Below are 25072 nucleotides of genomic sequence, written 5' to 3'. Positions count from 1 at the left end.
TGTGGCAACAGGGTGTGGGTCAAGCGACGGATCGGGTGGGTAATTCGGAGCGGGTGGGCAAGCCTTCCATATCGCCGCGGCTTTGCACGGCGCGGCTGCCGATCCAGTTGCCGCGTTGTACCGCCTCGGGGAAGCTGAGGTTTTCCAGCAGGGCGCTGATCATGCCCACGGCAAAGCCATCGCCGGCGCCGACGGTGTCCACCACCTTGTCCACGCGCACGGCGGCGACAAAGCCCTGGTCCAGCTGGGTGCGGAAGTAGGCGCCGTCCGGGCCGAGCTTGATCGCCACGGCTTCGGCGCCCTGGTCGAGGTAGAACGCGGCAATATCCGCCGGGTCGTCGAAACCGGTGAGCAGACGGCCTTCGCCCAGGCCCGGCAGGACCCAGTCGGCGAGGCCGGCGAGGGCGTTGATTTCGCGGATCATCTGTTCCTGGCTGGCCCACAGCGAGGGGCGCAGGTTCGGGTCGAACGACACGCTGCGCCCGGCTTTGCGCATCTGGGTCATCAACTCGCGGGACAGCTCGCGGGTGGCCTCGGACAAGGCCGGCGGAATGCCGGTGGCATGCAGATGGCGGGCCTGCAACAGCACCGGGCTGATGGCCGCAGTGGACAAATGGCTGGCGGCCGAGCCCTTGCGGAAGTACTCCACCTGCGGGTCATCGCCGGCTTCTTCGCGGGACTTGAGCTGAAAGCCGGTGGGGTGCAACGGGTCGACCGCCACATGCCGGCAATCCAGGCCTTCTTTTTTCAGCGTGTCGACCACAAAGCGCCCAAGGGAATCATTGCCCACCCGGCTCAGCCAGGCGACGTTGAAGCCCAGGCGCGACAGGCCGATGGCAACATTGCTGTCGGCGCCGGCAATGCGTTTGTGAAACTGCGCCACCTGGGCCAGGTCGCCGGTCTGCTCGGCGACAAACATCGCCATGGTTTCGCCAAACGAGAGGATATCGATCTCAGACATGGGCATTCTCCCCACGGGGTTGGCCAAGGAGGGCGAGGGCGGCCACCTGTTGCGCGGTGACGTCGACCAGGTCATCGCCCTGCAACGGGAATTCCACCGCCCGTGTAATGCCTTGAGTCATGTGGGTGAGCAGTTGTTCCCACAGATGCAGGTCGGTGGCGCCGGGCGGCAGTGCCACCAGCTTGCCGTCCGCGCGACGGGCCACGGCCTTGCAGTGCAGGTAGTCGACGTGCCGGCCGAGCAGGCGCGCGGCGGTCAGGGCGGATTGGTCCTGCCATTGCCAGTTGCCGATATCGAAGGTCATCTTTACCGGCAGGCCCAGGCGTTCGACTTCAGTGAAGAAGCGCTGCATCGGCTCGATGCGCCCGCCGTGCAGGGTCTGGTCGTTTTCCACCAAGAGTTTGACCGGATGGCGGGCGAGCAGGGCGTGCAGGCTTTCCAGGTCGTTGGTATCGGTGAAGTAGCCGAGGGAGACTTTCAGCCAGCGCGCACCAAAGGCCTGGGCGCGGTCCAGGGTTGCGTTGAGATCGGCATTCGGCTGGGCGCGGCCGGCGATCCACAATTCCAGGGGCGATGAGAACACACACTCCAGGCCTTGCTCGGCGGCAGCCTGGGCCAGTTGTGCAGGTTGCTCGCTGGTCAGCAGTTCTTCGCGCCACTCGATGCGCCGGGCACCGGCGGCGGCCAGCAGTTCGACAAAACTCAATTGGCCTTGCTGGCGGACCAGGTCGGCGCCGTAGCTGGAAAGGCTGATGGAGACGGGGTATTTGTGCATTGTTGTTTACCTCTGAAACCGGTTTCATTTTTTCACGTTATAAAGGTTGAATCGACTCTGCTACGTGTAAGGACGCTGGGTCGAACCTCGAATGATCAACTGGGGCAAAAAGTCCAGGGTGCGGGTCGGTTCGGTGTCACCGCGCAAGCGCTTGAGCAGGCAGTCGAACGCACTGGCGCCAATGGCTTCGGTGGGTTGGGCGAGGGCGGTGATGCCGTTGCCCACCAACGGGTACCAGTCGAGGTCGTCCAGGGCGATCAACCCGATATCGTCGAACAGGTTGCAGTCCAGCGCCTTGAGCGCACGGGTGCAGGCCAGTGTGGCGACGCCGTTGGCACAGAACACCGCCTTGGGGCCGGGTTTGGCGAGAAAGGCTTGCAGGCGTGGTTCCAGCCCGTCATCGAGCGCCAGCACCGCGCCGGTCAGCGCCGGGTGCCGGGCGATTTCGCCCTTGAAGCTGTCCAGGCGTTCCTGCCGTGAACTGGTGCCATCGCAGGCTTCGCTCACCAGCAATACATCGCGGTAACCCTGCTGTTCCAGGTGTTCCACCGCCATGCGCACCGCCGCCGGGTTATCCAGCCCCACCAGGTCGCTGTGCAGCGGCTCGACCTTGCGGTCCACCAGCACCAGGGGCATTTCCCGTTGCAGTTCCAGCAATTGGTCGAGGTGATGGCCGAGGGTGTTCACGATCAGCCCTTCGATGTTGTAGGAGCGCAGCGCCGCCAGGTGTTGGCGCTCCTGTTCGTCATCGCGGTCGGTGTTGCACACCACCAGGCTGTAGCCGTGCCGGCGGCAGGCGGTTTCGACGCCGTGCATCACGGCAATGGAATAGGGGTTGCGGATATCGGCCACCAGCATGCCGATCAGGCGCGTGCGGCCACGTTTCAACCCGCGGGCCATCTGGTTGGGGCGGTAGCCGAGTTGTTCGATGGCGTGTTCGATACGCAGGGCGATGGCATCGGAGAGCAGGGCGCGGTCCTCGCCGATAAAGCGGGACACGCTGGCTTTGGACACGCCGGCGCGTTGGGCGACGTCGAGCATGGTGACACGGGTGCGTTGGGCGGCGGAAAAAGGGGTCACGGTCGCGGGCCTTTCTTATTGGTGTTGGAGGTCATTAAACATCGACAAGGATGCTTGAAACCGGTTTCAGAAAACACCAAATCAGAAGATCCGTCAAGCCAATGCGGCGCCGACGTAGCTGTTGAAACCGACGAGCGGCGATGCCTACCTGTTAGTTTTGACAGTACCCAAGCGTGGTATTTGGGCGCTTAATCCTTGCCAAGGGCATCTTCCGTTGTATCGTCGGCAGGACAGTTATATGAACACTTCCAACCCTCGTCGCAGACGTGTCTCCAGAAGCAATATTTTGTCTTTTTCCGAGATCAAGGTGCCCATCCTTGATGATGCCGTGCCCCCGATTATCGAGGGGTATATCCCGCGCGAGTACCTTGACTCGGATATTGAGGTGGTCATCGAGGAGCTTTGGCCAGAGTCCGCGCCGGAGGGGAGTTTCGACGTCCTGGTCGTTCATTGGCGCCGTAGTGGAAGTGAGGGAGAGCCGCTCCTGCGCCGGCGGTTCAATGGCCCGATTGATCCGGCGATTTTTCCACTGCGTATTCCCGTTGACCGGAGGTATCTGGAGAACGACGGCACCGTGCTGCTGAGCTATGAGGTGCTTGAGCAGGGCACTTTGCCCACCTCTTCGCCAACGCGCGTGTTAGTGCTGGACCGTACCCCACCCAACAACAATATCGCCCCCCAGGTGCCTGAATTTCCCGTCAGTATCATCGATGAGGATTATCTGGCTGAGAACCCGACTGTGAACATGCGGATACCTTTTTACACTGGCCGTCGCGCATGGGACCGGGTCGAGTATTACCTTTCGGATGAAACACCACCACCGGAGCGGGATACGCCTGATGGTTTTTTTGACTTTGTTTCTGAAACTGAGCCGTTGGTTTTCCCCGTACCAGGAGATCTGTTTCGGCTTTATCGAAACGGCCTTCAATACATGCATATTGTGTTGCGGGACCGCTCCGGTAACCCAGGGCCGCGATCAATCCAGACACCGGTTATTGTTGATCTGGATCCCTCGCCCTCCGACCTCCAGGCACTGGTTGTTCCGGCGATGGTGAACGGCTTGATTGATCGCCAGGATGCACGCCTTGGCGTTGTGGGGAAGGTGCTGTACGACAATTGGCAGGAGGGGGACCATGTCACGGTTACGTGGGGCGCTACGCCGTTATCGCCACAGCCGGTCACCCAGCTGCCTCTTGATGTCAGCATCCCTTGGGAAACGTTGATTGCCCAGGGGCTGGGGCAAGCTTCCGGCGTTGCTACGTACACCATTACTCGCACCGGTGGAACGCTCCCCACCCCTCCCAGCCCACCGACGGTGATCAGATGGAACTTCACGGTGGCGGGGCAAGACCACGGCGATGCACCGCAACTGCTGAATCTCGACCTTCCTGCCGTGATGGTCTGGGGTGAAGGTTCCATGACCGAGAACCTTATCGATATACGTGATCAGGATCAGCGCATTTACGCCAGTGTTCCGTTGTACCACCGGCCTCAGGATGGGGAAAAGTTGACGCTGTATTGGGGCAACTTTCCCAGTACCGCTGTACCGGTTGCACACTACACGGTGGATGTAAGTAAGGGCGATGCGGAAGGCAGCATTGTCGAGTTCAGTGATATTCCCTGGAATGTCATCACGGGAGCAGGCAATAACGACAGAATGCCTGTTTATTACACGACCTCTAACGGCGTTAATGAACAATTGGCCAACTTCACCAACGTGACAGTGGCCGTGGTTCCTATATTGAGTCTTACGCAAGTGCAATTTCCCAGTGCAACTGCAGACGCCTGGATAAATTGTCAGACTGTTCCTCCCATGTGGGACCATATCCCCCTGGGAATTCCGGGAAATACACAGCTCAGAGAAGGCGATGCGGTGCTCTTGAGTTGGCAGGGTTATGAGGGTTTTTTTACCGGGCCCATTGACGGGACTGAAGACTCTTTGCTGCATTTCCTTTCGGCGGAAGAAGCGAAGAAGGGTTATATATTTAAGCAAGATAACTATGAAGAAAAGATAAAGCCCATACGGTCAGACAATCCGGCAAGCGTGGGGAGTTCGGCACTGGTGTCTTACGAAGTGCTCCGTGGCACCAGAATCATAGGCAGGGCACGGGAGCGGCAAGTCAAGATTGACCAACGCTACTCCAGTGGACGTTATTGCGGTCCCGACGAAGACGGGGAACAGGACTCGCCTGTTAACGAGTGACTGAGTCCAATAATAAAATTGAGCTTCGATAGTGGTCTCAAGTGTTTTAGAGGCGGGGCCAACTATTCGGTTCAAGGCGAGCGATTTCTCGTTTCGCCTGTGACATTGAAGTGGTAACCGGCGTTAATAATTCGCTTATGGAGAACGTAGATGACTATCTTTAGTAAGAAACAACAGGCTGCACTTGCCTCTCGAAAGCTCAATCGAGAGTATGTTTCCAAGTATGGCGGCGGTATTTTTGAGTTTGAGGCGCCGGAGTTCAGCTCGCTAAACGATCAGGGGCTGATCCTCGCAGCGGCCTCAAGAAGAGACTTACCTGTTACGTTTGTAGCGCCATCGCTTGAAGTGCCTCCTGCAGAAGCCCGGCTGGAATTGGTGATGCGCGATAAAGGTGTGACAAATTGGGCACCGTCTCTGCATACGCTTCGCTATTCGGGAGCCGGTGCAATCAATGCGGGCGACATTATTGTCAGGAATATTCCGACCTCCCGCCTGAGTCAGGGGAAGTACGAAATTGCCTATATCTTGTATGAAGACAAGCTCCCTACCCTGTCAGGAATCGCGCCATTGGAGGTGGATCTGACGGCACCCTACAAATTCAATGTCGACGACGATGAAGAACACGATATCCATCCGTTTGCTCCGTTATTACCGGCCGACCTAGGGCCGGAAATCGACGAACTCTATGTAGAGGAACATGATGAGGGATTGGTATGTACCTACCCGAATTACGAGGACTATGGTCGAGCAGACGGTGACACAATCACGGTCTATTTCTCGAAGTATTCCTCATCGCTTCTTGCTACAGAGATCGACACGGTGCCGGTGGAAGATAGCCTTGAGTTTGTTATTCCATGGGACCGGATCGAAGTGCTGGAAGCTGGCATATACTATTTGTTTTATATCCTGAAAGACCTGGCCCGTAACAAAAGCAGGGAATCTGTTCCCTGTCCCGTCCGGCTGAACCTGGTGGGGGTTCCTGATCCTTTGCAGGCGAGGGTGCCGTTGGCGCTGTTGCCGGCCGATGGCCTGATTGATCTGGCGGATGCTCACGAGCCCGATGGCGTGACGGTGGAAATTCCTCAGTACGCCAATGTGCGAGAGGAGCTGGATGTCATTGACCTCACCTGGGGCGGCGAGAGCGTTGGGCGCTTCAATGTCAGGGATTACACGCCGTTTCCTCTAAGGCTGCCGGTTGATACCGATATCATCTTCGACGTGTATGGTACCGGCCCCGGGGAAGTGGACACGGATATCGATTACCTGGTTGATCGCAATGGCAACGAATATCCCGCGCCCACGCTAACCATTGAAGTGGATCTTTCAGGCCCCGGCCCCGACCCGACGCCAGACCCGGAAAACTCTCGGCTCAACCTGGTGAACGTGTACGGTAGCGATCCCGATCAGGAAAACCATTTGCTGCCGGAAGATTTCGGTAACGACGCGACCGTCGAGATTGTGCTGTGGGAGGTTCCCCCGCCTGTACCCGGTATCACCCTTACTGGTTATTGGGGCAGTTTTGCGTACCCCTTCGATTCAATCGAGCTGGATGGCGAAGCCGGTGGAGACACCGTTACCCTCAACGTGCCTTGGCCAATCATCAAGGAGGTTGGCAATGGCACGGTCCCGGTGTTCTATACCTTGAGTTGGGAAGTCAATGACAACCTCCAGCGATCTCGTCCCCAGAATGTCGAGGTCGACGCCAACATAGTCGTCATGGAGCAGCCGACCTTCGTCAAGGCTGGCACGGATATGGCTTGTACGGATCTGGATCCGTTTAACTTTTCCGCACGTGTCAGAGTGCCGGGCAATACCACCTACTTCCAGGAGGACGCTGTCGTCCGCGTGGAATGGCAGGTATACAGCGACAGGGCCAGCACTACGCCATTGGGGGATCCTGTATCGTTCAACTCGCTACCGTTGACACCGGATATGGTTTCAAATGGTTTCTTCCTGACGATTCAGCCTTACACCACCGTCATCAGGCCTGCTGGGCGCAACTCAGTCAGCATTCAATACTTTGCGATGGTTAATGGCGTTGAGGAGCCATCTGAGAAGGGCTTTACAACGACGCTGTTCGCAAACCGGTCTACGCCGCCGCTGTACTGCGAGGAGCTGCCGGTTCTCGGGGAGGATGAATAGTCAATACACGTTGTTCAAAGGGCGCTTCGGCGCCCTTTGGTTTTCACCTGTCATGAGCTTCCTTGCGTAGTTGCGTTACCCCATTCCCGCCATTGATACGCGATTTTCCTTAGGATGGTTCGGATAATTCCTACATCCGTCGTTAGTGCTCACCGGTAATTTTGCGGGCCTTAACTGGCCAGTTTCCACTGCATTCGAAACAGGCCGAATTTTTCTGTTATGGAACGCCTGTTGAACGAGTGAGTGATCATGAATACCCAGTCTATTTTTAAGTTAAATCCTTTAGCCTTCGTCGTTAAGGTTGCGTCGATTGCATCACTGTTAGCTCTCGCTCCGCACGCTCAGGCAAGGCTGATCGAAAATCGAACCGAGACCATTGACTTTCACGACGTGCTCGACAGCTATACGTTGGAAAATGCCACGCTCAACGTGATAGAGGGGCGAACCGAGAGCGTCTATGCCGCCCGCTCCAACCTGAACCTGAGCGACTCGAGTACCGTCCTCGGCACCGTCGTTGCACAGGCGGGCTCGAACGTCAACGTGGATACCAGTCGTGTTGTGGCGCAGGGTGATTTCAATGCGGGTATCACGTTGTACAGCAGTAATGCGTTGATCAACGGCAGCGTGATTTCCAGTGCCGACTACGATGGGTTGGTGCTCAGTCGTTTCTCAGGCTCCACCGTGGGTTCCAACGCGACTGTCAATGGCAGCGTGGTTTCCGGGGCAACCGGCGGCGCAGCGGTTGGAGGCCACAGCGTGCTGAACCTGGACCGCAGCATCGTGCAGGGTACAGACGCTGGCAGTTTCGGTTTGAAGTTGCAGGGCGCAGAGGCCCATGCTCGTCAAAGTGTAATCACAGGCGGCCTTAACGGCGTAGTCCTGACGAATGAACCCCGTAGTGTGCTTGCCAATAGCTTGGTACTGGACAATACCCACGTGACTGGCGAAACCGGTGCAGCGATTGTGGTAGAAGGCCTGCTGGGCAGAGGGGCCAACGCATCGATTGAGGTGCTGAATGGCTCGACACTGTCCGGTGGCAACGGCAACCTCCTTGAGGTCAAGGATGGGTCTTCGGCCACTGTACGGGTTGATAACAGCCAACTACTGGGCAACGTGATCGTTGAGTCGGGCAGTACCACACACCTTGACTTGCAGAACCGGGCTGCGTTGACCGGTCGCCTGGAAAATGTTTCGTCGTTGAGTATCGGTAGCCAGTCGCTGTGGGACATGACCGGCAACAGCCAGGTCGGCGCCTTGAATCTGTCGGGCGGGATGATCAGGTTTGGTGCGAGTGACGCCTTTTACCAGTTGGACCTGACCAGCCTGTCAGGTAACGGTACGTTTGTGATGGGCACTGATTTTGCCCGGGGCTTGACCGACTTCCTCAACATCACGGGTTCCGCCAGCGGCAACCATCAATTGCTGCTATCCAGCAGCGGCGTCGAGCCGGTCAGTGCCAATGAGGTGCGTATTGTTCATACCGGTGGCGGTGATGCGCAGTTTTCGCTGATAGGCGGATCGGTCGATGTGGGGGCGTGGTCTTATGGGCTCAAGCAAGACGGCAATGACTGGTTCCTCGACCCGTCGTCGCGGGTCATCAGCCCTGGCACCCGCTCGGTGCTGGCGCTGTTCAATGCCGCGCCTACCGTGTGGTATGGCGAGCTGTCTTCTCTGCGTACCCGTATGGGTGAACTGCGCCACAATGGTGCTGAGTCCGGCGGATGGGTCCGCAGTTATGGCAACAAGTTCGAGGCCAAAGGTGGTGCCGGAAATGGCTACACCCAATCGCAACGCGGTTTTTCCCTCGGTGCGGATATGCCGATGATGGACAGCCCATGGCTATTGGGGGTCATGGCCGGTCATAGTGAATCAGATCTGGATGTTGGCCGTGGAACGTCGGGCACTATCAAAAGTTACTACGTCGGTGCCTATGCCACTTGGATGGATGAAGACAGTGGCTACTACTTTGACGGTGTGGCCAAGGTGAACCACCTGCGCAATGACTCCAAGGTGGGGTTGAGCGATGGCGCACAGGCCAAGGGTAACTACTCCACTAATGCCTTGGGTGTTTCGGCAGAGGTCGGGCGTAATATTCGGTTGGATGATGCGTTCTTCGTTGAACCGTTTGCCCAAGCGTCGGTGATGACTACCAAGGGCAAGAGCTACCAACTGGATAACGGGATGCAGGCCAAGGGCGATCACACCCACTCGGTCCTGGGTAAATTGGGGGTGACTGTCGGCCGTGATTTTGTGCTCGATAGCGGTAGCGTTGTACAGCCTTACTTGCGCGGTGCGGTCGCTCATGAATTTGCCAAGAACAACAAGGTGTCGGTGAATAACCAGACTTTCAATAACGATCTCTCGGGCAGCCGTGCAGAGTTCGGTGCGGGGGTTTCGGTGTCCTTGTCCCAGAACCTGCAGTTGCATGCCGACTTCGAACATGCGAAAGGCAAGCGGATTGATCAGCCTTGGGGCGCCAACGTGGGCGTGCGTTACAGCTGGTAATCAACAATGCCCTGGATCAAGTGATAAAAAACGCCCCGGTTTCCGGGGCGTTTTTTTGGCGGGTCAAACATTGAACAGGATTTGCATACGTTGATCCTTCATATTGACGTCAACGTAGTAGACGTCCAAGGCGCCACTGACATGGTTGGTTTGCTGGTTATGGATAAACTCAATCGTGCCGCGCGAGGCTGTATAAGCGGGAGGTGGCGCGTCATTGAGCTCCATATAAATAATTGAAAAACGCTCGTCGGGTTCGTCGGGCTTGAGGGTATACCGGCCGGAGGGCAATGTCGCCGGATCCGCCAGATATTGGAAAACAACGATTCGCCGGCGGTTGCCAATGCCTAAATCCCGCTGAGTGGCCTCAACCCACCAATAATCGGATTTGAGTTCATGTTTGGGGAAATCGTCCTTGAAAGCCTGAGTCGCGATCGTTCCCTGAAAGTAAACTTGGTTAGTGGACCGGCTGTTTTCACTTACCGCAGATGCAGTTGCAGTACTCATGGTTATAGTCTCCCGCTCTCGTCAATAAATGTCCTGTGAAGGCATCATTGCCCACTTGGGACAAGCCTGTTAAATGCGACGGTTTACGTTTGCCTCCTTTGCACGCGCTTTCATTCCATTGCCTTTAATGAAATATTGTCGACGATCAGAAAAGTAATGCCCTGTATTTGCAGCGTGATGTCATGAATGCCAGCGGGGACGGTGAATAAGTAGGTGTATGAATCCCAGCCTCCCTCTCCGCGTAACTCGAACTCAGGTACGTGATCGGGGGTTATATGAAACATTACAACCCCATGGCCGCCGGTTGGTGTTTGTGCATCGATAGAGAAGACCAGCGCCTGCTCGGGAACGACCCTGATGTCCTGCTCGATATAAGCGCCCAGATTCAACTGACACCGTTGATCGTGGAAGGTCGCGGAATTGGGTGGCGGTGACGAAGTCCATTCATCGCCGTTGCGTGAGAAGTCCCCGTTACCGATCAACTCAATCGGTATGAGCGTCCCTTCTTCCTCCACTAGCCTGACGTTATCGAACCAGACGTCCCCCGACGTTCCTGTCAATTGCACGGTTGCGCTGACAGTGCCTGTGGGAGGCGTGAACGTTAATGACTGACGCAACCAGCCTTGGTTGCCGGACATCGATATCGATTCATTGACCCCCGAAGGCTGAAAAACCACCGTTATCGAGCCGGTACCTCTGTAAGTAATCAGCGTAAACAGGCTGAGGGTATAGACCGTTGCCTCAACCACAGGTACCGTTTGCTCAGCCATTCCTTGAGTTCTGACGATGCAACTGTGCTGGGAAAAATCAACCCTGCCGGGAAGTGTCGCGGTGGCTGTCCAATGGGTTCCATGGTCGATAAAGTTTCCATTCAGGATCAGATTCTTATTTAACGGAACAAGTGGTGACATGGCGTGCTCCCGCAGGCTTTGATACCCGTCATGGCCCGTGCTTTTTGACAAGTGGCTTTATTCAGCGCCATTAACGCCTTGCCCACAACTGTCAGAATTCACAGGTTTGCTCGCCATTCGTCGCCTTTTCTATGCTCCCGCTAAAACGCTCAGCCAGGCGGAGCCGAACAACAGCAACGCCATACCTTGGTTAAAACGCTGCATGGCCTTGGTCGAGCGAAACACCCGGCTCGACCCCACCCCCAGCAACGCCCACGCCCCCAGGCACGGCAACGAAATCATAAAAAACGCCAACGACAGGTACAGCACATGGCTCTGGCGTGCCTCACCGTTGTCGGCAAACACACTGACCACCGCCAGCGCCATCATCCAGGTCTTGGGGTTGACCAATTGCAGGCTGGCGGCGCCGGCCAGGCCCAGGCGTTTTTGCGGGGTGTTCGGGTCGATGGCTTCGGCCGGCGCGCGGAAGATCTGCCATGCCAGATAGCTGAGCCAGGCCACGCCCACCCATTGCATCGCGGCCTGCACCCTGGGCAATTGCGCCAGCGACTGGCCCACGCCCGAGCCCACCAGCAACACAATTCCCGCAGCCCCCAGACAGGCACCCAATACGATAGGCAGTGCAGCCTTGAGCCCATAACGCGCGCTGTTGCTCAGCACCAGGATGTTGGTGGGGCCGGGGGTGATGGAGGCAACGAAGGCAAATAACAGGAAGGGCAGTAACGGGGAGGACATGCTGGGGACTCCAGTGAATCGTTCAGTGGCGTCCATCCTCACAAGCCTGTGCGTTACTGTCTGGAAGATTTGAGCAGCGCTTGCGGTACGCGGCCGGTGTCAAGCCGTAGGCGCGCACGAACCAGCGGCCCAGGTGACTTTGATCGGCAAAGCCCAGGGCAATCGCCATATCCGCCGGTTGCTCGCCCTTGGCCAACAAATGCCGGGCACGGGCCAAGCGCAGTTGTACGAGGTAGGCATGCGGCGGCAGGCCGAAGGCGCTCTTGAACGCGCGGGTCAGGCGGAAGCGGTCGACGCCACAGGCTACGGCCAGTTCGTCCATGCCGACGTCTTGATGCAAGTGGGCATGCAGGTATTCGCGGGCCTTATGGGCGACCAGTGGCAAGCGTGGATCGTCACGGTAGCGCGCGCGCCACGCCAGGTGACCGGTGAGGCGCTCCAGCAATTGGTCCATGACACGCTGGCGCACGATGCGCAATTCACCGCTGTGCAGCGTCTGGAACGCCTGGCTGGTGGCGATGGCCAGGCGTGGATCGCTGGTCAAGGTCGTGGCGAAACCCAGTTGGCTGTTGAGCGGCGCTTCTTCGAACACCGCACTCACTTCCCGCGCCAGCCACTGCGGGTCGAGGTACAGCATGTGGTAGGTAAAGCCGTCCGGCGTGGGCGCGTCACCGTCATGCAATTCACCGGGCTCCACCAGGAACACCTGGCCGGGCACGCTGTTGTGCCGGGTGCGGCGGCAGTTGAACTGCTGCACGCCTTGTTCGGTGACGCCGACCAGGTAGCTGTCATGCCAGTGGGGGTCGTAGGCGTGGCCCTCGAAATGCGCGCGCAGGGTCTCGATGCCGGTGTCGGCGTCCTGGGACAGATCGATCCAATTATGCGCAGCCATGAAACACCGGGACGGAATGTGTAAGGGTATTAGCACCCACCGACACCTGAGCGTCTAGAAGGTTTGTGCAGCCTAGCCGAACAGCCCGGCGGCGATGTTGATCGAGAACCCCAGGATCGCCGTATTGAACAAAAAGCCGATCAGCGACTGCCCCAGCACCACCTTGCGCATGCCGCGGGTGGCGACGCCGACGTCAGAGGTTTGCACCGCCACGCCGATGGTGAAGGAGAAATACAGGAAGTCCCAGTAGTTCGGCGTCAACAGCCCTTCGGCAAACCGCAACGCCGGCTCCTTGCCATTCCAGGTGTAATACAGGCGGGCGTAATGCACGCTGAAAATCACCCCGATCAACAGCCATGAACCGATCACCGTCAGCCCGGTAAACCCGTAGTGCAGCAGGCGCTCGGACGTGGCCAGGTCTTTGCTGCCCACCAGTTCGAAGGTGATGGTGGCCAGGCTCGCGATGGCGGCGATGCACACGGTGAACAGCACCAGCCCGGCGTTTTCGTCCTCGATTTCGGCGATACGCTTCACATCGTCGGCCTTGGCACGGCTGGTCAGCCACAGCATCAGCACCAGGTAGGTCCAGACCCCGGCGTTCCAGCCGATGAGGATTTTGCTGGCGAGGGTGTCGGCCGGCGCCAGGATGCCGACGGCAAGGCCGAGCACAGCGGCGGCGGAGAGGCGAGGGTGGGTACGGGCTAGAAAGGGCATGGCGGCTCACAGAGGGTTACCTGTGAGCACCTTAGCGCATTTTTTGTGGCGAGCGGGGCAAGCCCGCTCGCCACAGCTACAGTGTCCCCCAAAAAGCCTTAGCGCTTTTTGCGCACCAGCTTCATGACCACCACAAAGAACACCGGCACAAACACCACCGCCAGGGTCGCGGTGATCATCCCGCCGATGACCCCGGTACCAATCGCCTGCTGGCTCGCCGAACTGGCACCGGTGGCAATCGCCAAGGGCACCACGCCGAGGATAAACGCCAGCGAGGTCATGATGATCGGGCGCAACCGGAGTCGTGCGGCTTTCAGGGTGGCGTCGATCAGGTCTTCGCCCTGGTCATACAGGTCCTTGGCGAACTCGATGATCAGGATCGCGTTCTTCGCCGACAAGCCGATGATAGTGATCAGGCCGACCTTGAAAAACACATCGTTGGGCATGCCCCGCAAAGTCACCGCCAGCACTGCGCCGAGCACGCCCAGCGGCACCACCAGCAACACCGACGTCGGGATCGACCAGCTTTCATACAGCGCCGCCAGGCACAGGAACACGATCAGCAGCGACAGGCCCAACAGGATTGGGGCCTGGGAGCCGGACAAACGTTCCTGCAACGACAACCCGGTCCACTCCTGGCCCAGGCCTGCCGGCAATTGGCTGACCAGGCGCTGGATTTCCTCCATCGCCTCGCCGGTGCTGTGGCCGGGTGCGGCCTCGCCGGAAATGGCGATGGCAGGGTAGCCGTTATAGCGCGTCAGTTGCGCCGGGCCCTGGGTCCATTTGGCTTCGACAAACGCCGACAGCGGTACCATCTTTCCATCCTTGTTGCGCACGTGGATCTTCATCAAATCCGCCACCTGGCTGCGCTGGTCGCCTTCGGCCTGTACCACCACGCGCTGCATGCGGCCCTGGTTAGGGAAGTCGTTGACATAGGCTGAACCGATGGCCGAAGACAGCACATTGCCCACATCCGCAAACGAGACGCCCAGCGCGTTGGCCTGCTTGCGGTCGACTTCCAGCTGCACTTGCGGCGCCTCGGCCAGGGCGCTTTCGCGCACGTTGGCCAGGATCGGGCTTTTTCCGGCGGCGTCGAGCAATTCGGTACGCGCCGCCATCAAGGCTGCATGGCCTACACCGCCGCGGTCCTGCAAGCGGAACTCGAAACCGCTGGAGGTGCCCAGGCCGTCCACCGGGGGCGGCAGGATTGCATAGGCAATCGCGTCCTTGAGTTCGCTGAAGGCCATGTTGGCGCGGTCGGCAATCGAGGCGGCGGAGTCATCGCTGCCGCGTTCCGACCAGTCCTTGAGCGTAGTAAACGCCAGCGCGGCGTTTTGCCCGGAGCCGGAGAAGCTGAAGCCCATGATCATGGTGGTGTCACCCACCCCTGGCTCCCCGGCGTTATGCGCTTCGATCTGTTCGGCCACCTGCACGGTGCGGTTCTTGCTCGCGCCGGGCGGCAGCTGGATGTCGGTGATGGTGTAGCCCTGGTCTTCCACCGGCAGGAACGAGGAGGGCAGGCGGCTGAACATCAGCCCCAGGCCCACCAGCAGCACCAGGTAGATCAGCAGGTAACGGCCGCTGCGCTTGAGCGCATAGGCGACCCAGCCTTCGTAACGGTCGGTGAGTTGCTCGAAGCGCTTGTTGAACCAGCCGAAGAACCCGCCCTTGGCATGGTGCTCGCCCTTGGCAATCGGCTTGAGCAGCGTGGCGCACAGGGCTGGGGTCAAGGTCAGGGCGAGGAAGGCCGAGAACAGGATCGAGGTGGCCATCGACAGCGAGAACTGCTGGTAGATCACCCCCACCGAGCCGGCCATGAACGCCATCGGCAGGAACACCGCGACCAGCACCAGGGTAATGCCGACGATGGCGCCGGTGATCTGGCCCATGGCTTTTTTCGTCGCCTCCTTGGGCGACAGGCCCTCGGTGGCCATGATCCGCTCGACGTTCTCCACCACCACGATGGCGTCATCCACCAGGATGCCGATGGCCAGCACCATGCCGAACATGGTCAGCACGTTGATCGAGAAGCCCAGCAACAGCATGGTGGCGAAGGTGCCCATCAGCGCGATCGGCACCACCAGCGTCGGGATCAGGGTGTAGCGCACGTTCTGCAGGAACAGGAACATCACCGCGAACACCAGGGCCATGGCTTCGAGCAGGGTGTAGACCACCTTGGTGATCGAGACCTTGACGAACGGCGAGGTGTCGTACGGGATCTTGTACTCCACATTGGCCGGGAAATAGCGCGACAGCTCGTCCATCTTCGCCCGCACCAGGGTCGCGGTGTTCAGCGCATTGGCCCCGGGCGCCAGTTGCACGCTGACGGCGGTGGACGGCTTGCCGTTCAGGCGCGTGGAAAACTGGTATTCCTGACTGCCCACTTCTACCCGCGCCACATCGCCGATGCGCACGGTGGAGCCGTCCGGGTTGGCCTTGAGCACGATATCGGCGAATTCCGCCGGCGTGGACAGCTGGCCCTTGACCAGGATCGCGGCGGTGATTTCCTGGGTCCTGGTACCCGGCAAGTCACCGATGCTGCCGGCCGAGACCTGGGCGTTCTGTGCGCTGATCGCGGCATTCACGTCGGCCGGCGTGAGGTTGAAGCCGATCAGTTTCTGCGGGTCGATCCAGATGCGCATGGCGCGTTCGGCACCGTACAGCTGGGCCTTGCCGACCCCGTCCAGGCGCTTGAGCTCGTTCATCACGTTGCGCGCCAGGTAATCGCTGAGCGCCACATCGTCGAGCTTGCCGTCGTTGGAGGTGAGGGTCACCAGCAGCAGGAAACCGGCGGAGACTTTCTCCACCTGCAAACCCTGCTGGGTCACGGCCTGGGGCAGGCGCGGCTCCACCGCCTTGAGGCGGTTTTGCACATCGACCTGGGCCATTTCCGGGTTGGTGCCGGGCTGGAACGTGGCAGTAATCGTTGCCGAGCCGAGGCTGCTCTGGGATTCGAAATACAGCAGGTGATCGGCGCCGTTGAGCTCCTGCTCGATCAGGCTGACCACGCTTTCATCCAGGGTCTGGGCCGAGGCGCCCGGGTACACCGCGTAGATTTCCACCTTCGGCGGCGCGACGTTGGGGTACTGGGCCACCGGCAACTGCGGGATGGCCAGCAAGCCGGCCAGCAGGATAAACAGGGCGACCACCCAGGCGAAGATCGGGCGGTCAATAAAGAACTGCGGCATTGTCAAAGATCCTTATTGGCCGGAAGCCTGGGCAACGGGTGTGGGGCTGTCATCGACCTCGACTTTTTCACCGGGGCGCGCGTGCTGCAGGCCTTCGACGACGATACGGTCGCCGGGCTTGAGGCCATGGCTGACCACCCAGCGGTCAGCGATCACCGCACCCAGTTCCACCGGCTGCTGGCTGACGGTCTGCTCGGCGTCGAGCAGCAGCACCATGGGGATGCCGGCGCTGTCGCGGGTGATGGCGCGTTGCGGCACGCTGATGCCCTGTTTGTCGACGGCCTGCTCCAGGCGGACCCGTACGAAGCTGCCGGGCAACAGGTCGAGGTCCGGGTTGGGGAACTCGCTGCGCAGGATGATCTGCCCGGTGCCCGGGTCGACGCTGATCTCGGCGAACAGCAACTTGCCCGGCAGCGGGTAGAGGCTGCCATCGTCCTGGATCAACGTGGCCTTGGCCTGGTCCTGGCCGACCTGCTTCAAGCTGCCGGCGCGGAAGGCGCGGCGCAGGTCGTTGAGCTCGCGGGTGGACTGGGTGAGGTCGGCGTGGATCGGGTCCAGTTGCTGGATGATCGCCAGGGGCGTGGCTTCGTTCTGGCCCACCAGTGCCCCTTCGGTCACCAGGGCGCGGCCGATGCGCCCGGAAATCGGCGCGGTCACGGTGGCGTAGCCCAGGTTCAACCTGGCGCGCTCGACGGCGGCCTTGTTGGCGGCGACTTCGGCGTTGGTCTGGCGCAGGTTGGCGCGGGCGTTGTCGTAGTCCTGGCCGCTGATGGCATTGCCTTCCACCAGTTGGCTGTAGCGCTGCTCCTGCAGACGCGCCTGGAACGCATTGGCCTCGGCCTTGCTCAGGTTGGCCTGGGCGCTGTCCAGGTCAGCCTTGAACGGTGCCGGATCGATGCGAAACAACACGTCGCCCTGTTTGACGTCATGGCCTTCCTTGAACACCCGTTGCATCACCACCCCGGCCACCCGTGCGCGCACTTCGGCGATGCGTGGCGCGGCGATGCGTCCGCTCAATTCGCTGGTGATGGAGAGGGGCTTGGCCTCAAGGGTTTCGATGCGCACTTTGGCCAGGGGCATTGGCGGCGCTTCGTCGGCCGATTGGTCACAGGCACTCAGGGCCAGCGTCAGGGCCAACAGGCAGAATGGCGCAAACAGATTCTTCGACATGCTCTTATCCCAATATTGACTGGCGCATCCTAAGGGCACCTGCGCCGTGGTGCTGTGAAGCTATGTAGGTCGTCTGTGAAGAAATGTAAGGTGCGGCGCGCGGGGCGCCGAGGGCGTATATCCTTGCACAATCCTGCAACACACCAACAAACCGCATTATTTGGAAACACCATGCCCAACATCCTCCTGGTGGAAGACGACGCCGCACTCTCCGAGCTGATTGCCAGCTACCTGGAACGCAATGGCTACCACGTCAGTGTGCTCAGCCGTGGCGACCACGTCCGCGAGCGCGCGCGCCTCGACCCGCCGGACCTGGTGATCCTCGACCTGATGCTGCCCGGCCTCGACGGCCTGCAAGTGTGCCGCCTGCTGCGCGCCGACTCGGCGGGCCTGCCGATCCTGATGCTCACCGCCCGCGACGACAGCCACGACCAGGTGCTGGGCCTGGAAATGGGCGCCGACGACTATGTGACCAAACCCTGCGAGCCGCGTGTGCTGCTGGCGCGGGTGCGCACCTTGCTGCGGCGCAGCAGCCTGTCCGAGCCCCAGGTGGCCAACGACCAGATCCTGATGGGCAACCTGTGCATCGACCTGTCGGAGCGCACCGTGACTTGGCGCGAGCAGGCGGTGGAGTTGTCCAGCGGCGAATACAACCTGCTGGTGGTACTGGCCCGGCACGCGGGCGAGGTGCTCAGCCGCGACCAGATCCTGCAACGCCTGCGCGGTATCGAGTTCAACGGCACCGACCGTTCGGTGGACGTGGCCATTTCCAAGCTGCGCCGCAAGTTCGACGACCACGCCGGTGAAGCGCGCAAGATCAAGACCGTATGGGGCAAAGGCTACCTGTTCAGCCGTTCCGAGTGGGAATGCTGACCGATGTTTCGTGTACTGCTACGCCTTTACCTGATCACCATCATTACCTACAGCGCGGCGATCTTCCTGATTCCCAAGCTGGTGATCCAACTGTTCGAGCACCGTTACCTGGACTACAACGTCGAGCAGTCCCGAGGCATGCAGAAGCTGATCGTCAAGCAGTACCTGCGCGCGCCGGTGGAGCGCTGGTCCCAGGTGACCGAGCAACTGGGACGTGACTTCGCCCCCCTCAAAGTGCAATTGCTGTTGCGCCAGGACGCCAGCTACACCACGCAGGAAGCCAAACTGCTGGAGCAGGGCAACCCCGTGATTCACCTGGGGGAGTTCGGCTGGATGGAGGACATCAGCTCGCCGCTCAACGAGCAGTTCGTGGTCAAGCTGACCATTCCGCCAGACCCGCTGGACATGAACCTGTTGTACTGGTCGATGAACGTGCTGATCGGTGCGGCGTTGCTGGCCTGCCTGCTGTTCTGGCTGCGTCCGCACTGGCGCGATCTCGAACGCCTGAAAAGCACCGCCACGCAACTGGGCAAAGGCAACCTGGCCGAGCGCACACACATCCCGGCCAGCTCCAATATCGGCAGCCTGGCAGCGGTGTTCGATACCATGGCCGACGACATCGAACACCTGCTCAACCAACAGCGCGACCTGCTCAACGCGGTCTCCCACGAACTGCGCACGCCCCTTACGCGCCTGGATTTCGGCCTGGCCCTGGCGCTGTCCGAAGACTTGCCGGAGGCCAGTCGCCAGCGCTTGCATGGCCTGGTTGCGCATATTCGCGAGCTGGATGAATTGGTGCTGGAGTTGTTGTCCTACAGCCGCCTGCAAAACCCGGCGCAATTGCCCGAGCGTGTGGAGGTGGTGCTCGATGAGTTTATCGACAGCGTGCTCGGCAGTGTCGATGACGAACTGGAAAATCCCGAGATCGTCATCGATGTAGCACTCGACTGCGCTGTGGAACGCTTCAGCCTCGACCCGCGCCTCACCGCCCGTGCCCTGCAGAACCTGCTGCGCAATGCCACGCGTTACTGCGACAAGCGCATTCAGGTGGGCGTCAAGGTCTGCGCCAAAGGCTGTGAAATCTGGGTGGATGACGATGGCATCGGCATTCCGCTGGACCAGCGCGAGCGTATCTTCGAGCCTTTTTACCGTCTCGACCGCAGCCGCGACCGCGCCACCGGTGGCTTTGGCCTGGGCCTGGCCATCAGCCGGCGAGCCCTCGAGGCCCAAGGCGGCACCCTGACCGCACTGGCCTCGCCGTTGGGCGGCGCACGGTTCCGGGTGTGGTTGCCCACGGCTGCCGATTAGAAAATCTCCCGGGGAAGGCGCACACTGTGCCCCCGCTTTACCCGAGGAGAGATTGGCAATGACTGGTGTCCACACGTCTGCTCAACAAGGTTTCTCTACCCAGGCCGCCACCTACGCCCAGGGCCGGCCGAATTATCCCAGGCAACTCACGGGCTGGCTCACGGATGTACTCGGCGTCGATGGGCACTCACGGGTGATCGACCTGGGCGCCGGCACCGGCAAGTTCACGCGCCTGCTCAGCACCCTGGCACCGACGTTGATCGCCGTCGAACCGGTGCAGGCCATGGGTGCGCAGTTGACCCGGCTGTTGCCGGACGTGCGCCTGGTCAACGGCACTGCCGAAGCCATCCCCCTGGAAACCGCCAGCGCCGACGCGGTGGTCTGCGCGCAAGCCTTTCACTGGTTCTCCACCCAGGCCGCGCTGGCGGAAATCCACCGCGTGCTCAAGCCCGAAGGGCGCCTCGGGCTGGTGTGGAATGTGCGCGATGAGTCGGTGGACTGGGTAGCGGCGATCACTGCGATCATTACGCCCTACGAGGGTGACACCCCGCGTTTTCACTCCGGACGCTGGCGCGAAGCCTTCGACGGCAAGTACTTTTCCGACCCCGAAATGACCTGTTTCCCCTATAGCCACGTCGGCAGCCCCCAGGAAGTGATCATGGATCGCTTCCTCTCCGTGAGCTTTATTGCTGCGTTGCCCGAGGCTGAAAAAGCCCTTGTGAGCGAGCAGTTGCGTGGCTTGATCGCCAGCCATCCGGCCCTGAAGGACCGCGACACGGTGGCGTTTCCTTATCAGACCCAGGCGTATGTCTGTCGTCGACTGCCATAAAAGGCATAAAGTCAGATCATATTGATATAAGTCGTTATAAGAAAAATCGCTATCCTGCGGCCAGAAATTTATAAGGCCGCGGGTAGCGTTGATGGAAGTGGGTAACTTTGGTTTTGTAATTGCGGGCCTGATCGTTGGTTTTATCGTCGGCATGACCGGTGTCGGCGGGGGCTCCTTGATGACCCCGATCCTGTTGTGGTTCGGCATCAACCCGGCCACGGCCGTGGGCACTGACCTGCTGTACGCGGCCATCACCAAATCCGGTGGCGTGCTGGTCCACAGCAAGAACAAGAACATCGACTGGACCATCACCGGCTGGCTGACCCTGGGCAGCGTGCCTGCGGTGTTGCTGACCCTGTGGTTCCTCGCCAGCCTGCACACCGACCCCAGCGCCATGAACGCGGTGATCAAGCAGGCCCTCGGCGTGGTGCTGCTGCTGACCGCCCTGGCGATCCTGTTCAAGCAACGCCTGCTGGCATTCGCCCAGCGCCACGCGGGCGATCATTACCATATGAACCCGCGCAACCTGAATGCCCTGACCGTGGTGACCGGTGCGGTGCTGGGGACCATGGTTGCGCTCACCTCCATCGGCGCCGGCGCCCTCGGCACCGTCGCGCTGTTTATCCTCTATCCGTTCCTGGCCACGCGCCGCCTGGTCGGCACCGAGATCGCCCACGCCGTGCCCCTGACCCTGGTGGCGGGCCTGGGCCATGCCGGCATGGGCAATATGGACTGGCACCTGCTGGGCTTTCTGCTGATGGGGTCGCTGCCGGGCATTTACTTCGGCAGCCACATGACCGGCAAGGTCCCGGACGGCGTATTGCGCCCGTGCCTGGCGATCATGTTGATGACCATCGGCTACAAATTGGCCTTTTGAGGCGTACACAGGATTCAAATACACAGGGGCCAAATGTGGGAGGGGGCAAGCCCTAATGCCAGTCAGTTAAGGAGGAACACTGTAACTGTGGTGAGCGGGCTTGCCCCGCGTTGGGCTGCGTAGCAGCCCCAAAACACAGCCCCTGACCTGCCTGGCACACTGCAGCGCTCTTATTGGGGCTGCTGCGCAGCCCAACGCGGGGCAAGCCCGCTCACCACAGGTTACTGTTTGCCCGTTCTATCTCTTAACTGATCGGCATAGCCCCCTCCCACAGTTTTGACCCCGCTCAGCCTCAGGCTTTCGCCGGGCCATTGCCGATCTGCCACACAAACGGCGGCTCGGTGCCATTGATCACCCAGTCCCCCACGATCCGCGCCTTGTAGATCACCGGGTTGTGCGACGACACGGTCCGCGCATTGCGCCAATGGCGGTCGAGGGACTTGCCCTGGCGCACATCCGACGCCCCCAGTGCGTTGAACAACTCACTGGTGGCGCGCTGGATCAGCTCCGACACCACCACTTGCGCGGTGGCTGACTCGATTTCGGCCGCGACGTTGGCTTCGCGCTCGGCGACTTCATCCCCACCGAACCGCGCCAGGTACGCCCGCTGCGCCGGTACGGCGGCTTTCAGCGCGCTGGCTTCGGCGGCGTAGACCAGGGCGGCGACTTCGCCCACCACCTGCTGGATCTGGGCATCCTGGCTGACGTGCTGGGCATTGCCGTGGCTGTAGATGCGCTTGCGGCTGCGCACCTGGTGGGCCACATCGCGCAACGCGGCACGGCCGATACCGGCGAGGCTGGCCAGCAGGACAAGTTGGTAGAACGCGGTCTGGTATTTAAAGCGGGTCGCGAAGTCGATGACGTTTTCCGCCTCCACCACCGCATCGGTAAAGCGCGAGGTGCCGCTGCCGGTGGTGCGCTGGCCAAAGCCGTCCCAGTCATCGCTGTGTTCCACGCCGGGCTGGCGCGCGCGGGTGGCGGCGATCACATCGCCGCCGGTGTCGCTGCGCTGGGCGTACACGTCGATCCAGTCGGAGAAAATACTGCCGGTGCTGTAGAACTTTTCACCGTTGAGTTTCCACCGATCGCCGTCCGGGCTGACCTTGGTGACAACCTCGCCGATGGCCACGGTGCCGATTTCGGTCCAGGCGCAGCCGACGATGTCGCCGTCGACAAAGCGCTTGAACCACAGGTCGCGGCCGGCACTGGGCGGCGCATTCAGGCGGTCTTCGGCAAAGGCGAAATGCCCGCGCAGGGCCTGGGGCACATTGGAGTCGGCCTCGGCCAGTTCGATCAGCAGTTCGAACAGTTGCGGCAGCGAAGCACCGCCACCGCCATATTCCACCGGCACCCGCACCGCGCCGAAGCCGGCTTCCTTGAGCCACTGGATCGGTTCATGGGGCAGGGCGCGGGTTTGTTCGCGCTCCACCGCGCCAGCGGCGATGCGCTGGAAAATCGGACGAAAGCGCGCCGCCAGCGTGGGGTAGTCGACGCCGACAGACAACGGGTTGATAACGTGGTGTTCGGTCATGAGCAAGGCTCCGGGGCAGTGATCGGTGACGGGAGTGATTGCACACTCCGTGCCGGGTGCCAGGCCCAATGTTTACGGGGGGATGCACGCTGTTTACTGTTGCTCCAGCAACAGTAAACCGACAAAGCGTTGCAATCCCTGACATTGGCATTCCAAGCTTCCCAGCCCCGAATTCGTGTCGCAACCCTTGTGGAGCGGGCGTTTGCCCGCGTCTGGCACGCTTGCTGCTCAACCCCTCAGTACATTCCTTAGTGCGAGGTACCGTTCGATGAGTCAGCAAGCCGTGAAATTTGCCTATTGGGTGCCCAACGTCAGCGGTGGGCTGGTGGTCAGCAAGATCGAACAACGCACCCACTGGGGCATCGACTACAACCGCAAACTGGCGCAATTGGCCGAGGAAGCCGGCTTCGAATACGGCCTGACCCAGATCCGCTTCACCGCCGGCTACGGCGCCGAGAACCAGCATGAGTCCGTGGCGTTCAGCCATGCCTTGCTGGCCGCTACCACCAGGCTCAAGGTTATCGCCGCGATCCTGCCCGGCCCATGGCAACCGGCGCTGGCGGCCAAGCAACTGGCGACCATCGACCAGCTCACCAATGGCCGCATTGCGGTGAACATTGTCAGTGGCTGGTTCAAGGGCGAGTTCCAGGCCATCGGCGAACACTGGCTGGAGCACGACGAGCGCTATCGCCGTTCCGAAGAATTCATCCGCGCCCTCAAAGGCATCTGGACCCAGGACGACTTTACCTTCAAGGGCGACTTCTACCGTTTCAACAACTACACCCTCAAGCCCAAGCCCCTGGGCCAGCCGGAAGTGTTCCAGGGCGGCAGCTCGCGGGCCGCACGAGACATGGCGGCGCGCGTGTCGGACTGGTACTTCACCAACGGCAACACCCCGGAAGGCATCAAGGCCCAGGTCGATGACATTCGCGCCAAGGCCGCTGCCAACAACCATTCGGTCAAGGTCGGCGTGAATGCGTTCATCATCGCCCGCGACACCGAGGAAGAAGCCCGCGCCGTGCTCGCAGAGATCATCGACAAGGCCGACCCGGAAGCCGTGAACGCCTTTGGCGACGCGGCCAGGCAGGCCGGCAAGGCATCACCCGAAGGCGAGGGCAACTGGGCCAAGTCGAGCTTTGAAGACCTGGTGCAGTACAACGATGGCTTCAAGACCAACCTGATCGGCACCCCGCAGCAGATTGCCGAGCGCATCGTCGCACTCAAGGCAGTGGGCGTGGACCTGGTGCTGGCGGGCTTCCTGCACTTCCAGGAAGAAGTGGAGTACTTCGGCAAACGTGTATTGCCGCTCGTGCGCGAGCTGGAAGCCAAGGCCGGGATCAAGCAGGTGGCCTGACCAGGGTTTTCTCCAGGCGCAGGGCCGGGGTGTGGTCTGCGTAGTAGTCGTTGACCTGGGCGAAACGCCGGTAGCCGTTGCGTTCATACAGCGCCAGGGCGCCGCGGTTGTCGGTGCGCACCTCCAGGCGCAGGTGGGCGCACCCGTGCGTCACCCCGCAGGCCTCGACATGGCTGAGCAACTGCTTGCCCAGCCCGAGGCCGCGTGCGTGCTCGGCAATGGCGATGGAATACAGGCGCGCGAACACGCTGCCACGACGAAACAGCACCAGCGCATAACCGAGCAACTGCCCGTCCTGTTCCGCCACCAGCAACTGGCCGTGGGCGCGGCTGATCATCCAGTGAAAACTGCGCGATGAGAGCCGGTCGGTGGTGAAACACTGGTGCTCCAATGCCACTAATGCCGGTATATCACCGGGTAATGCAATGCGAGAGAAAAGAGCCATATAACCGCCGTAAAAGTTGCGTAACGAAACGGGACTTCCCTAAAAGATCGTGCTTAATAGAAAAGGTCGAGTTCT

At 60.5% G+C, this 25072-nt stretch carries 19 protein-coding genes and 1 pseudogene; 8 read left to right on the top strand and 12 right to left on the bottom strand.

Annotated elements, in window-relative coordinates; translation table 11 throughout:
• Positions 1-19: 19 nt before the first annotated feature.
• From C8K58_RS22350 to C8K58_RS22340, 3 genes are read right to left on the bottom strand one after another with little or no spacing between them, the layout of a single operon-like run.
• Positions 20-961, bottom strand: coding sequence for a sugar kinase (locus C8K58_RS22350; RefSeq protein ID WP_027606431.1), 942 nt, complete (start codon positions 959-961; stop codon positions 20-22).
• Entirely contained in the window at positions 954-1736 is a 783-nt protein-coding gene (locus tag C8K58_RS22345; RefSeq protein ID WP_027606430.1) for a sugar phosphate isomerase/epimerase, read from the bottom strand. Before C8K58_RS22345 ends, C8K58_RS22350 begins: the two co-directional genes overlap by 8 nt.
• Before the next feature lie 60 nt (positions 1737-1796).
• Positions 1797-2816, bottom strand: a complete 1020-nt coding sequence (locus C8K58_RS22340) for a LacI family DNA-binding transcriptional regulator (protein ID WP_043293610.1) — start codon at positions 2814-2816, stop codon at positions 1797-1799.
• 238 nt (positions 2817-3054) lie between these two features.
• On the opposite strand from C8K58_RS22340, the gene C8K58_RS22335 reads away from it, so the two are divergent.
• The 3 genes from C8K58_RS22335 (at position 3055) to C8K58_RS22325 (ending at position 9666) form a co-directional block, all read left to right on the top strand.
• Entirely contained in the window at positions 3055-5019 is a 1965-nt protein-coding gene (locus C8K58_RS22335; protein ID WP_098479688.1) for a hypothetical protein, read from the top strand.
• 150 nt (positions 5020-5169) lie between these two features.
• Positions 5170-7161: a hypothetical protein gene (locus C8K58_RS22330; protein ID WP_098479687.1), complete on the top strand. Its 1992-nt coding sequence runs from the start codon at positions 5170-5172 to the stop codon at positions 7159-7161.
• Positions 7162-7410: 249 nt separating this feature from the next.
• The gene (locus tag C8K58_RS22325; protein WP_166655320.1) at positions 7411-9666 is read left to right on the top strand and encodes an autotransporter outer membrane beta-barrel domain-containing protein; all 2256 of its coding nucleotides are present in this window, start codon (positions 7411-7413) and stop codon (positions 9664-9666) included.
• Positions 9667-9729: 63 nt separating this feature from the next.
• Here the strand turns inward: C8K58_RS22325 and C8K58_RS22320 are convergent, their stop codons facing one another.
• From C8K58_RS22320 to C8K58_RS22290, 7 genes are all read right to left on the bottom strand, one after another.
• Positions 9730-10170, bottom strand: a complete 441-nt coding sequence (locus C8K58_RS22320) for a hypothetical protein (RefSeq protein WP_027606426.1) — start codon at positions 10168-10170, stop codon at positions 9730-9732.
• A 110-nt stretch (positions 10171-10280) separates the two neighbouring features.
• Positions 10281-11081: a hypothetical protein gene (locus tag C8K58_RS22315; RefSeq protein WP_133822142.1), complete on the bottom strand. Its 801-nt coding sequence runs from the start codon at positions 11079-11081 to the stop codon at positions 10281-10283.
• A gap of 129 nt (positions 11082-11210) precedes the next feature.
• Entirely contained in the window at positions 11211-11816 is a 606-nt protein-coding gene (locus tag C8K58_RS22310) for a LysE family translocator (RefSeq protein ID WP_027606424.1), read from the bottom strand.
• Between the two features lie 22 nt (positions 11817-11838).
• Entirely contained in the window at positions 11839-12708 is an 870-nt protein-coding gene (locus C8K58_RS22305; RefSeq protein ID WP_027606423.1) for an AraC family transcriptional regulator, read from the bottom strand.
• Positions 12709-12780: 72 nt separating this feature from the next.
• A complete protein-coding gene (locus C8K58_RS22300; RefSeq protein ID WP_092488619.1) occupies positions 12781-13422 on the bottom strand; it encodes a DUF1345 domain-containing protein in 642 nt (213 codons plus the stop codon).
• A gap of 98 nt (positions 13423-13520) precedes the next feature.
• On the bottom strand, positions 13521-16610 hold the full coding sequence (locus tag C8K58_RS22295) for an efflux RND transporter permease subunit (protein WP_027606421.1): 3090 nt from the start codon (positions 16608-16610) through the stop codon (positions 13521-13523).
• 12 nt (positions 16611-16622) lie between these two features.
• A complete protein-coding gene (locus C8K58_RS22290; protein WP_027606420.1) occupies positions 16623-17780 on the bottom strand; it encodes an efflux RND transporter periplasmic adaptor subunit in 1158 nt (385 codons plus the stop codon).
• Between the two features lie 171 nt (positions 17781-17951).
• Here C8K58_RS22290 and C8K58_RS22285 point away from each other — a divergent pair, with 171 nt between their 5' ends.
• The 4 genes from C8K58_RS22285 to C8K58_RS22270 all read left to right on the top strand — a co-directional run bounded on the left by C8K58_RS22285 (position 17952) and on the right by C8K58_RS22270 (position 21667).
• Positions 17952-18653 (top strand): response regulator transcription factor, encoded by a 702-nt coding sequence (locus C8K58_RS22285; protein ID WP_027606419.1) that lies wholly within the window; start codon positions 17952-17954, stop codon positions 18651-18653.
• Positions 18654-18656: 3 nt separating this feature from the next.
• The gene (locus C8K58_RS22280) at positions 18657-19961 is read left to right on the top strand and encodes an ATP-binding protein (RefSeq protein WP_027606418.1); all 1305 of its coding nucleotides are present in this window, start codon (positions 18657-18659) and stop codon (positions 19959-19961) included.
• A gap of 58 nt (positions 19962-20019) precedes the next feature.
• On the top strand, positions 20020-20790 hold the full coding sequence (locus tag C8K58_RS22275; RefSeq protein WP_098479684.1) for a class I SAM-dependent methyltransferase: 771 nt from the start codon (positions 20020-20022) through the stop codon (positions 20788-20790).
• 91 nt (positions 20791-20881) lie between these two features.
• Positions 20882-21667 carry a sulfite exporter TauE/SafE family protein gene (locus C8K58_RS22270; RefSeq protein WP_027606416.1) on the top strand — a complete coding sequence of 262 codons (786 nt, stop codon included), beginning with the start codon at positions 20882-20884 and terminating at the stop codon, positions 21665-21667.
• 292 nt (positions 21668-21959) lie between these two features.
• Here the strand turns inward: C8K58_RS22270 and C8K58_RS22265 are convergent, their stop codons facing one another.
• The gene (locus C8K58_RS22265; protein ID WP_092357835.1) at positions 21960-23198 is read right to left on the bottom strand and encodes an acyl-CoA dehydrogenase family protein; all 1239 of its coding nucleotides are present in this window, start codon (positions 23196-23198) and stop codon (positions 21960-21962) included.
• Between the two features lie 268 nt (positions 23199-23466).
• On the opposite strand from C8K58_RS22265, the gene sfnG reads away from it, so the two are divergent.
• Positions 23467-24552 carry a dimethylsulfone monooxygenase SfnG gene (gene sfnG, locus C8K58_RS22260; protein WP_092357837.1) on the top strand — a complete coding sequence of 362 codons (1086 nt, stop codon included), beginning with the start codon at positions 23467-23469 and terminating at the stop codon, positions 24550-24552.
• On the opposite strand, the pseudogene C8K58_RS22255 reads toward sfnG, so the two are convergent.
• Positions 24548-24997, bottom strand: a pseudogene (locus C8K58_RS22255) (GNAT family N-acetyltransferase); the annotation flags it as partial. The gene sfnG and the pseudogene C8K58_RS22255 overlap by 5 nt on opposite strands.
• Positions 24998-25072: the final 75 nt, after the last annotated feature.

The organism is Pseudomonas sp. GV047, from assembly GCF_003058245.1.
In the GTDB taxonomy this organism is placed as follows: domain Bacteria; phylum Pseudomonadota; class Gammaproteobacteria; order Pseudomonadales; family Pseudomonadaceae; genus Aquipseudomonas; species Aquipseudomonas marginalis.
Note: the sequence above shows the minus strand (reverse complement) of the source record. Positions and strands in the feature narration are given on the sequence as shown.

What these genes read in the sequence shown, in the direction of transcription:
- C8K58_RS22285 (WP_027606419.1), top strand. Translation starts at nt 17,952, where the DNA reads ATGCCCAACATCCTCCTGGTGGAAGACGACGCCGCACTCTCCGAGCTG.
- C8K58_RS22315 (WP_133822142.1), bottom strand. Translation starts at nt 11,081, where the DNA reads ATGTCACCACTTGTTCCGTTAAATAAGAATCTGATCCTGAATGGAAAC.
- C8K58_RS22325 (WP_166655320.1), top strand. Translation starts at nt 7,411, where the DNA reads ATGAATACCCAGTCTATTTTTAAGTTAAATCCTTTAGCCTTCGTCGTT.
- C8K58_RS22280 (WP_027606418.1), top strand. Translation starts at nt 18,657, where the DNA reads ATGTTTCGTGTACTGCTACGCCTTTACCTGATCACCATCATTACCTAC.
- C8K58_RS22345 (WP_027606430.1), bottom strand. Translation starts at nt 1,736, where the DNA reads ATGCACAAATACCCCGTCTCCATCAGCCTTTCCAGCTACGGCGCCGAC.
- sfnG (WP_092357837.1), top strand. Translation starts at nt 23,467, where the DNA reads ATGAGTCAGCAAGCCGTGAAATTTGCCTATTGGGTGCCCAACGTCAGC.
- C8K58_RS22310 (WP_027606424.1), bottom strand. Translation starts at nt 11,816, where the DNA reads ATGTCCTCCCCGTTACTGCCCTTCCTGTTATTTGCCTTCGTTGCCTCC.
- C8K58_RS22330 (WP_098479687.1), top strand. Translation starts at nt 5,170, where the DNA reads ATGACTATCTTTAGTAAGAAACAACAGGCTGCACTTGCCTCTCGAAAG.
- C8K58_RS22295 (WP_027606421.1), bottom strand. Translation starts at nt 16,610, where the DNA reads ATGCCGCAGTTCTTTATTGACCGCCCGATCTTCGCCTGGGTGGTCGCC.
- C8K58_RS22335 (WP_098479688.1), top strand. Translation starts at nt 3,055, where the DNA reads ATGAACACTTCCAACCCTCGTCGCAGACGTGTCTCCAGAAGCAATATT.
- C8K58_RS22350 (WP_027606431.1), bottom strand. Translation starts at nt 961, where the DNA reads ATGTCTGAGATCGATATCCTCTCGTTTGGCGAAACCATGGCGATGTTT.
- C8K58_RS22300 (WP_092488619.1), bottom strand. Translation starts at nt 13,422, where the DNA reads ATGCCCTTTCTAGCCCGTACCCACCCTCGCCTCTCCGCCGCCGCTGTG.
- C8K58_RS22265 (WP_092357835.1), bottom strand. Translation starts at nt 23,198, where the DNA reads ATGACCGAACACCACGTTATCAACCCGTTGTCTGTCGGCGTCGACTAC.
- C8K58_RS22290 (WP_027606420.1), bottom strand. Translation starts at nt 17,780, where the DNA reads ATGTCGAAGAATCTGTTTGCGCCATTCTGCCTGTTGGCCCTGACGCTG.
- C8K58_RS22305 (WP_027606423.1), bottom strand. Translation starts at nt 12,708, where the DNA reads ATGGCTGCGCATAATTGGATCGATCTGTCCCAGGACGCCGACACCGGC.
- C8K58_RS22320 (WP_027606426.1), bottom strand. Translation starts at nt 10,170, where the DNA reads ATGAGTACTGCAACTGCATCTGCGGTAAGTGAAAACAGCCGGTCCACT.
- C8K58_RS22270 (WP_027606416.1), top strand. Translation starts at nt 20,882, where the DNA reads ATGGAAGTGGGTAACTTTGGTTTTGTAATTGCGGGCCTGATCGTTGGT.
- C8K58_RS22275 (WP_098479684.1), top strand. Translation starts at nt 20,020, where the DNA reads ATGACTGGTGTCCACACGTCTGCTCAACAAGGTTTCTCTACCCAGGCC.